Source organism: Waterburya sp., from assembly GCF_058530065.1.
Map to the genome: position 1 here is coordinate 1 of NZ_JBZNBU010000352.1, position 7,869 is coordinate 7,869.

The window sequence follows — 7,869 nt, forward strand, 5'->3', positions numbered from 1 at the left end:
CGGATAAAGCCATAGCGGGAGTCGGCGACGATAATATCAATATCTTCGTGTAATAGTTGGTGAATTTTACGGCGATTTTCAATAATAATGCGGTCTAATTCTTTCCCTTTGAGTTCGGGAGCAACCCGATCTTCGTATTCCAGTAGTTTGAGAGCAAACCAGCGAGTAGAAATCTTTTTATTGCGTCCTTTTTGCTCAACTAAAGGTTCTATTTGATTGAGAGTATCTTCAATCACTGCAGGATAAGCTACTATTGTAGGTAAATTACCAGGATTATTAATTAATTCATTGATTCTACTTCTGAGAAGATCGATTCCTTCCCCTAAAAAAGCACTAATGGGAATAACTAAACAACCCAATCTTTGAGAGAGAATATCAGTATCAATATCTAATTCTCGCTCCCGTGCCACATCGATCATGTTTAATGCCGTCACCATTGGCACGCGCATCTCCATAATCTGAGTGGTTAAATAGAGGTTACGCTCCAAATTAGAAGCATCGACGATATTAATCACCAAATCCGCTGACCCTTCCAGCAAATAATCCCGCGCAATTAATTCATCTAGTCCTGTGCTTTCATCTTCCGCATCCAGAGAATACACCCCAGGCAGATCGACCACGGTAATTTCCACGTTGTCATAAACATATTTACCTTCCTTGCGATCTACCGTGACTCCAGGCCAATTGCCCGTGCGCTGATTAGCCCCAGTAAGATCGTTAAAGAGGGTAGTTTTACCACAGTTGGGATTGCCAATTAAAGCGATCGTTTGTTTTTTCATTGGTTTACCTATCAATAATTAACTGTTATTTCTGTACTGGGCGAACAGCCGTTCGCCCCTACGGTAACTGTTCCACTACTAATGCAGCCGCTTCATCCTTACGCAAACTTAATTTAAAGCCCCGCACTTTAATTTCGACAGGATCGCCTAGGGGGGCGACACGGGTAACGGAAAACTCTGTTCCAGGAGTTAAACCCATTGCCAGTAACTTGCGCTTGTAGGCTTTTTTAGTCGAATCGTCCGTTGCCTCAAAACGGGCTACTCTTGCCTGCTGATTGACTTGTAAATCTCTCAACGTAGTTGCGCTACTTTCCATCTCATTTACCTCTTGTACTTCAACTAAATAATCAAACGGTTTGTCTGAGACTAAAATTCGTTTTGCCATCCCTCCATCAATGCCAATTCGAGTTTCCCCCACTGCAATCAGTAAGTTACCCGCCAGATTTTGCACCACTTCAATCGCCATACCTGGTGCTAATCCCATTCCTAGTAACCGCTCGATTCCTTCTTTGCTTTCATAACCAGCAATCCACAGGCGATCGCCCACTTGCGCCTTAGCTAATGGCATCAGGGAGCGTTTTCGATGGTTATCTTCCTTTTCCACTCGGCGATCGCTTTGCCCGTATCGATGTTGATTTTGTCCTTGATTCCCTTTTATCCAGCCCATTACTTCTCCTACAGCTTATATCTTAAAAGTAAAAATAATTCTCAATAATCTTTGCCGTTATTTTGTTTGCCATTCCCACATCTAAGCCAACTTGCTGGTTTCTAAGAAAAACCACAATTAAACCACTGATAGTTTTACTGACAACTTAAACCTCTGAACTTGGAATTAAAAATTAAGTGGAAATCTGAAGAACAAAAGAATTTTTGAATATTGAAACAATTATTGACATTAATTAAAATAATCAAATAAATAATTGAAATAAATTCTCATTTATTAGCTATAATTTGAACCTTACCACGATCGACTAAACGAACAAGTATCCATTAAGAATGATTTAATATTTAGATAACTGTTTCTTCTGAAGAAAAAAAAGAAACTACAAGCCAAACTATTACAACAAAAAGTCAAACAACTTCAATTATTTCCTACATTATTTGCTCAACAAAGACACCTAAGTAGGTAGGCATAAATAAGTATAAAACTAAAATAAGTTCTAACTTTAGTCTATCTACTCGTTAGTCGTTAATCGTTAGTCGTTAGTCGTTACTCATTACTCGTTACTCGCTAGAGAAAACATTTTATATTTAATTACAACCACCTACTTATGTAGGTGGTTGTAATTAAATATAAAATGCTGAAGTTAGGCAATAGGCAACAGACAATTGATTTTTTGTTCTTATGGGTAACGTCAGAAACTTAATACTAATTTTTGAAATTAGGCTTATCGGGTAAAGGAATATCTTTAAAATCGATCGGTTTGCGATCGGGCAAAGGAATATTTTTGAGATCGGCAGGTTTGCGATCAGGCAAAGGAATATCTTTCAAGCGATCGCGTAAGGATGGTTGGGGTGTTGGTTGTGGCTGGGGTACTGGAGCGGGGGCTGGTTCGGGCTTCGGCTCTGGTGGGGGAGTGGGTTCTGGTTCGGGCTTCGGCTCTGGTGGTGGAGTGGGTTCTGGTTGGGGTTCTGGTTGGGGTTCGGGCTTAGGTTGGGGTTCGGGCTTGCCTTCGGGTTTGGGTTGGAGTAGCGGAAGTGGTTTTTTCTCTGGTTCTACCGTTCTTTGTTCTGCTTCTGCTTCTTCTTTTCTGCGAATTGAAGGAAGAGTTAGGGAAGGACAAATTTCTGAATCGTATTCATAGTTGACTTTAATTTGATAGGGTTTGGGTTTATCGGTATCGTTTTCCAGAATGCTCCGAATAATTTCTTCTCCTGCTGCTTCGTCAAAAACTGCATATTTTGATCCTTTGATTAAATCCAGAGCAACTACATTACCTTCCACATCGACTACTACCCCATAAATGCTCGTACCTTTTAATCTTCTAATACAAGCATCTCTGGGATAAGTACCTCGTACTTCTAAAGTATCTGGTTCAATATCTTGGACTTTGGTTAACCAAGCAATATAATTTTTTCTAGCTTCTTCATCGCTAGTACCATCTTCATTTTTTTTCAGACTTTGACTCAGTTTGCGGATGCGTTCTTCACTTTGTTTAACTTTGAGCGCGGCAATTTGTTCCTGGGTTAATTTAGGAGGGGTTTGAACTTCTTCGGGTTTAGTTGTGGGATTGGCAGCCGAGGGAGTTGTAACTGGGGGTTTTGTTGGCTGTTCTGGATTGGGATTGGCTGGTGTTTCGGGATTATCTTTTGGTGCTGTTTGATTGGAATCGGGAGAGAAGTCTTCGAGGCTAATTTCTGGAGGTAGAGGAAGATCTCTAATATCTCCAATGGGTGGAAGGGTAATATCTGTAATCGGTGGTAGATTCTCAAAATTTGGAGGAGGAGGAATTACCAAAGGAGGCAAATTGCTCGGATCGCCAATACCAGGAATTAAATCGCGGGGTATGGCAAAAGGAGCTACGGGCTGATTATTATCTAGGGGAGGCAAATCGCTAATGTCTGGGATTGGTGCATCGGGAGTATTTTATTGAGGAGTGAGATTTGGCAAGCGAGCTTGTTGTTCGGGATTGAGTTCGATTACGGAAACTTCTCTTCTTCCCGAATCATTATTAAATTCGAGGGATGGCAAACCAAATTTAAGCACCAACAAATGTAGGGCGATTGAAGCTAGCAAGCATAGTTGTGCTGGGTTAATGAATTTACCAGATTTGCGATCTAAATTTGATTCGTAAGACATAACCCGCAACAATAAAAAAATCTAGTTCTCTAGTTTACAGAAAAAAATTAAAAAATAAGGTGAGCTTTGATTGAGCATTTATAGCCGTACAAAGTTATACCAATTCTCAAAAGTGTCTGGAGACATCAAGACATTTATCTCTTTTAACCAAAAAACCACAACCTTTGTTTTCCCTACACCCTATCCCCTATCCCCTATCCCCTAACCCCTGCCACAACCGAAGTCTCTCGTTAAATAATAAATGTTTGGTAACAAGTGTTAAGTTTTTAGCGTAATATTTTTCTTTCCCATAGTTTGATTTTTTGTTGACAAAGATTAAAAAGATAATAAAAAATAGGACTCCAAAGACTAGTAATAATTGCCGAAACGATCGCGATTTCTTGATATTTTGGTAAAACTTCTGCCAGAGAAAGCCAATGAGTTCTAAGATATTGCAAGGCAAATATTGTTTCTGAGATTAGAGTCATGAACAAGACAATAAAAGCTACAGAAATAAAATCTTCTCCCGTATATTTTTGCTTTTGTAACCCAGCAGTCAAGACTCCCACAACCACAAAACCGATCCCATGAGAGGGAGTAGCCAAGGTTATTCCATCATAAACCCAACCCACGGCTAAACCCGCGATCGCCCCATACCAAATCGATTGTTTTAAACTCCAAGCAACTAACCAAATCAATAACCAGTTAGGAGAACTTCCTAATAGTTCTATTCCAGGAACTCGAAATAACATCAAGCTAGAACAAATTATCAAAGAAACAATAATAAAAATAATTTTGATTAGTTGATAAAATTCAATAGATCTTTGAAGTTGGTGGGGCATTTAGGGATGGGGTAGGGAATGATTAATATTCAGGTTTGAAAGATTGAACGCTTACCCATTCTAAAATTTCAATGGGAGCGGTAAATTCTATTTCAATTTCTGAGGTATCGCGCTCGCTCTTTTGATGAGATTTAACTTTTCCAATGGGCAAACCAGGAGGATATAACTTACTCAAGTGAGAGGTAGTAATTTCGTCTCCAGGTTGAATATCTTTGACTTCATTAAAAAACGTCATCACTGCGGTAGCAGAATCTTTACCTCGAATGTACCCTAGTTGACGATTGCGAGTTAATGTCGCACCAACTCGACTAGTCGTATCGCTAATTAATAACACTTTGCTGGTATGAGGGGTAACATGAGTTACTCGCCCGACTAAGCCACCAATTCCCATGACAACATCGCCTTTTTTGATGCCATCTTTGCCACCTTTCCCCAGGGTAATCCGATTCCACCAGCGATCGCGAGAACGGGCTACAATTGGAGTAACAGTGGTTTTGGCTTCGGTAGCTTCAGCGTAGTCTAATAATTGTTTTAGTTGTTGGTTTTGTTGTTCTAGTTCGATAACTCGCTGTTCTAATTCTAAAATACGTGCATTAGTCAACCTGTCTTCTAGAACCAGTTGATTTTCCGATTGAAAAGGACGAGTTAAAAAATAAGAAGCTTCAGAAAATATCCCTCCATTAGTTAGCTTAATCCCCAGAGCGATCGCCAGAGCGATGAAAGTTAATATTGTCTGCAATCCATATCGATCCCACCAACGACTCATACTTCATTTATATCAAATGACTTAAGCTAAAACTGAGCGATCGCTAAATACTCGATCTAAAGTCTTATCTTCTAATACTCTTCCCGTACCCAAGACTACACATTTTAAAGGCTCGGCAGCAATATGAGTAATAATCCCCGTTTCATGAGAAATTAGAGTATCTAAACCTCGTAGCATTGCACCACCGCCAGCTAACATAATGCCGCGATCGATAATATCTGCTGCCAGATCGGGGGGAGTTTGTTCTAAAGTGCGTTTAATTGCTTCTAAAATACTTTTTACGGATTCTTGCAGGCAATCGCGAATTTCTGATTCGCTCACCTCTATGGTACGAGGTAATCCCGATAGCAGATGTAAGCCTCTAACTTCCATAGTCCGATCTTGCTCGTCTACAGGATATGCCGAACCCAATTTAATTTTAATTTTCTCAGCGGTATTTTCACCGATCGCCAGTTTATGTTCTCTTTTTATTTGATTGACAATAGCTTCGGTTAATTCATCTCCTGCAATCCGAATTGATTCGCTAATTACTTTACCCTGAGAACTAATTACAGCTACTTCTGTCGTACCACCGCCAATATCGACAATCATATTTCCCGTGGGTTCGGTAACGGGCAATCCCGCGCCAATAGCTGCTGCTAGAGGTTCTTCAATTAAATCTACTTCCCGCGCTCCTGCATTGGAAGCTGCCTCGATCACCGCTCTCCGCTCTAGTTTAGTTACCCCACTGGGAATACCAATTACCATCCGAGGATGTACCAGAGGATTACCTTCAAAAGCTCGTCGAATAAATTCATGAATCATCGCTTCTGTGGCATCAAAATCGGCAATTACCCCATCTTTGAGAGGACGCAATGCTTCGATATTTTCTGGGGCGCGACCTAACATTGATTTGGCTTCTCGACCGAATGCCCTGGGATCTTCTGTTTTGCGTTCGATCGCCACTACAGAAGGTTCTTCTAGCACAATACCTTTACTGGATACATATACCAAAGTGTTGGCAGTTCCCAGATCTATACCTATATCCCGCGAAAGATTAAAACGATTAAAGAAACGCACCACTTTGATATATCGCTCCGTAGAAACTAGTAAAGCTTTGTCTGAGTCGAGTCCAATTTACTCTCTATATACTCATTAGTCTAATCGAAAATATACTGAAATCTCGTTTTTGGCTCAAAATTCCATAGCTTCTTAAATAACTTTTGTGTAGGAATAAAATTGATAACTCTACTTATTAATAAATATATGCAATTATTTTATTGAGAATTATCATAGCGATCGCCACAATTAATTAATAATTAATGTTTAGTCTATTTAGCAAACAAAATCAATCGACTTCTCGTCGTCAATTTCTCCAATGGGGTCTAGTTGCAGGGGGAATTTCGGCGATGGCATTAAAATTTAATGCAGTCAAAGCTACTGCTACAGATTCCATCAGAATTCCACCGATTCCAGACTCCAATCGAGATTGGGACTTGAGTTACGATCCGATGACAGTCTTACGGGACTTTGACTATGGCAAGCTCAAACAAGAAAACGGACAAACGATTCGAGAATTTGAAATTACAGCCCGCAGCAACCCTTTAAAGCTCAATCGTGCCATTACTTTTATTGGTTGGAATCTTAACGATCGCGTTCCAGGACCTACTTTAAGAGCTACGGAAGGCGATCGCGTGCGAATTATCTTTCACAATGAAGACGGACATTCCCATAGCTTGCACTTTCACGGCACTCATCCCGTAGAGATGGATGGTATCAAAGCAGTACGCAGGGGTAAAACCACCATTTATGAATTTGATGCCGAACCTTATGGAGTTCATCCCTATCACTGCCACGTAGCACCTGTTACTCGTCATGTGGGCAAAGGACTATACGGTTTATTTATCGTCGATCCTCCAAAAGCAAGACCTCCTGCCGATGAAATGGTTTTAGTGATGGGCGGTTACGATTTGGATGGAGATGGAGAAAATCAACTCTACGCTTTTAACGGCATTCCTAATTACTATCGCGATCGCCCAATTCCAATTTATCAAAACCAACTAATTCGGCTTTATATCCTGAACATGATTGAGTTTGACCCCGCCCTCACCTTTCACATTCACGCCAATATGTTCCAAATTTATCGTACGGGGCGTAGTTTAGAACCCTATGAAGAAAGTGACGTAATCACAATGGGTACGGCAGAAAGGCACATTTTGGAATTTGCTTATAAATATCCTGGTAAGTATATGTTTCATCCCCATCAAGACTATATTGCCGAACGGGGCTGTATGGGCTTTTTTGATGTCATACCTGAAGCATAGTAGGGGCAGTGAGAGCAAACAACTAACAACCAACAACTAATGACTAACGACTAATAACTAACAACCAATAACTAACAAATTATTGACTTTAATTTTCATCAATAGTACATTACTATCTCAAGACAATTAAGAATTTCTCTAAATAAGAATTTATGAATAATCGCATTAAAACTGTAGAACTATTTTTAGCTCTAACTGTAGCTACCGCTGCTGGAACTCAAGCTTTGGCGACAAACCAGACTGAGATTGAGGAAAATACTACAGAAAATTATTACTTACTAGCTCAAGGTGCTGAAGGCGGTGAAGGTGCTGAAGGCGGTGAAGGTGCTGAAGGCGGTGAAGGTGCTGAAGGCGGTGAAGGTGCTGAAGGCGGTGAAGGTGCTGAAGGCGGTGAAGGTGC

General features: G+C 40.4%; 8 protein-coding genes and 1 pseudogene. 2 read left to right on the forward strand and 7 right to left on the reverse strand.

The features are described 5' to 3' along the window. The 7 genes from AC33VI_RS20920 to AC33VI_RS20950 all read right to left on the reverse strand — a co-directional run. The coding region (locus AC33VI_RS20920) for a FeoB small GTPase domain-containing protein (protein ID WP_491784201.1) at positions 1 to 779 on the reverse strand (779 nt) is incomplete at its 3' end. Positions 780 to 837: 58 nt separating this feature from the next. Further along, complete coding sequence (locus AC33VI_RS20925; RefSeq protein WP_491784202.1) at positions 838 to 1,446, reverse strand: FeoA family protein; 609 nt, start codon at positions 1,444 to 1,446, stop codon at positions 838 to 840. A 702-nt stretch (positions 1,447 to 2,148) separates the two neighbouring features. Next, positions 2,149 to 3,330 carry an energy transducer TonB gene (locus tag AC33VI_RS20930; RefSeq protein ID WP_491784203.1) on the reverse strand — a complete coding sequence of 394 codons (1,182 nt, stop codon included), beginning with the start codon at positions 3,328 to 3,330 and terminating at the stop codon, positions 2,149 to 2,151. Between the two features lie 36 nt (positions 3,331 to 3,366). After that, positions 3,367 to 3,579: a hypothetical protein gene (locus AC33VI_RS20935; RefSeq protein ID WP_491784204.1), complete on the reverse strand. Its 213-nt coding sequence runs from the start codon at positions 3,577 to 3,579 to the stop codon at positions 3,367 to 3,369. A gap of 266 nt (positions 3,580 to 3,845) precedes the next feature. Then, positions 3,846 to 4,400: a rod shape-determining protein MreD gene (mreD, locus tag AC33VI_RS20940; RefSeq protein ID WP_491784205.1), complete on the reverse strand. Its 555-nt coding sequence runs from the start codon at positions 4,398 to 4,400 to the stop codon at positions 3,846 to 3,848. Between the two features lie 22 nt (positions 4,401 to 4,422). Next, positions 4,423 to 5,166, reverse strand: coding sequence for a rod shape-determining protein MreC (gene mreC, locus AC33VI_RS20945; protein ID WP_491784206.1), 744 nt, complete (start codon positions 5,164 to 5,166; stop codon positions 4,423 to 4,425). A 21-nt stretch (positions 5,167 to 5,187) separates the two neighbouring features. Continuing rightward, positions 5,188 to 6,225: a rod shape-determining protein gene (locus AC33VI_RS20950; protein ID WP_491784208.1), complete on the reverse strand. Its 1,038-nt coding sequence runs from the start codon at positions 6,223 to 6,225 to the stop codon at positions 5,188 to 5,190. A 242-nt stretch (positions 6,226 to 6,467) separates the two neighbouring features. Here AC33VI_RS20950 and AC33VI_RS20955 point away from each other — a divergent pair, with 242 nt between their 5' ends. Together AC33VI_RS20955 and AC33VI_RS20960 are read left to right on the forward strand one after the other, a co-directional pair. Next, positions 6,468 to 7,469: a multicopper oxidase domain-containing protein gene (locus AC33VI_RS20955; RefSeq protein ID WP_491784207.1), complete on the forward strand. Its 1,002-nt coding sequence runs from the start codon at positions 6,468 to 6,470 to the stop codon at positions 7,467 to 7,469. Positions 7,470 to 7,621: 152 nt separating this feature from the next. Then, positions 7,622 to 7,869 (forward strand): annotated as a pseudogene (locus AC33VI_RS20960) (hypothetical protein); the annotation flags it as partial.

Excerpts from the sequence above, each read along its gene's own strand:
- mreD (WP_491784205.1), bottom strand. The coding sequence starts at position 4,400 with ATGCCCCACCAACTTCAAAGATCTATTGAATTTTATCAACTAATCAAA.
- AC33VI_RS20935 (WP_491784204.1), bottom strand. The coding sequence starts at position 3,579 with ATGTCTTACGAATCAAATTTAGATCGCAAATCTGGTAAATTCATTAAC.
- mreC (WP_491784206.1), bottom strand. The coding sequence starts at position 5,166 with ATGAGTCGTTGGTGGGATCGATATGGATTGCAGACAATATTAACTTTC.
- AC33VI_RS20955 (WP_491784207.1), top strand. The coding sequence starts at position 6,468 with ATGTTTAGTCTATTTAGCAAACAAAATCAATCGACTTCTCGTCGTCAA.
- AC33VI_RS20925 (WP_491784202.1), bottom strand. The coding sequence starts at position 1,446 with ATGGGCTGGATAAAAGGGAATCAAGGACAAAATCAACATCGATACGGG.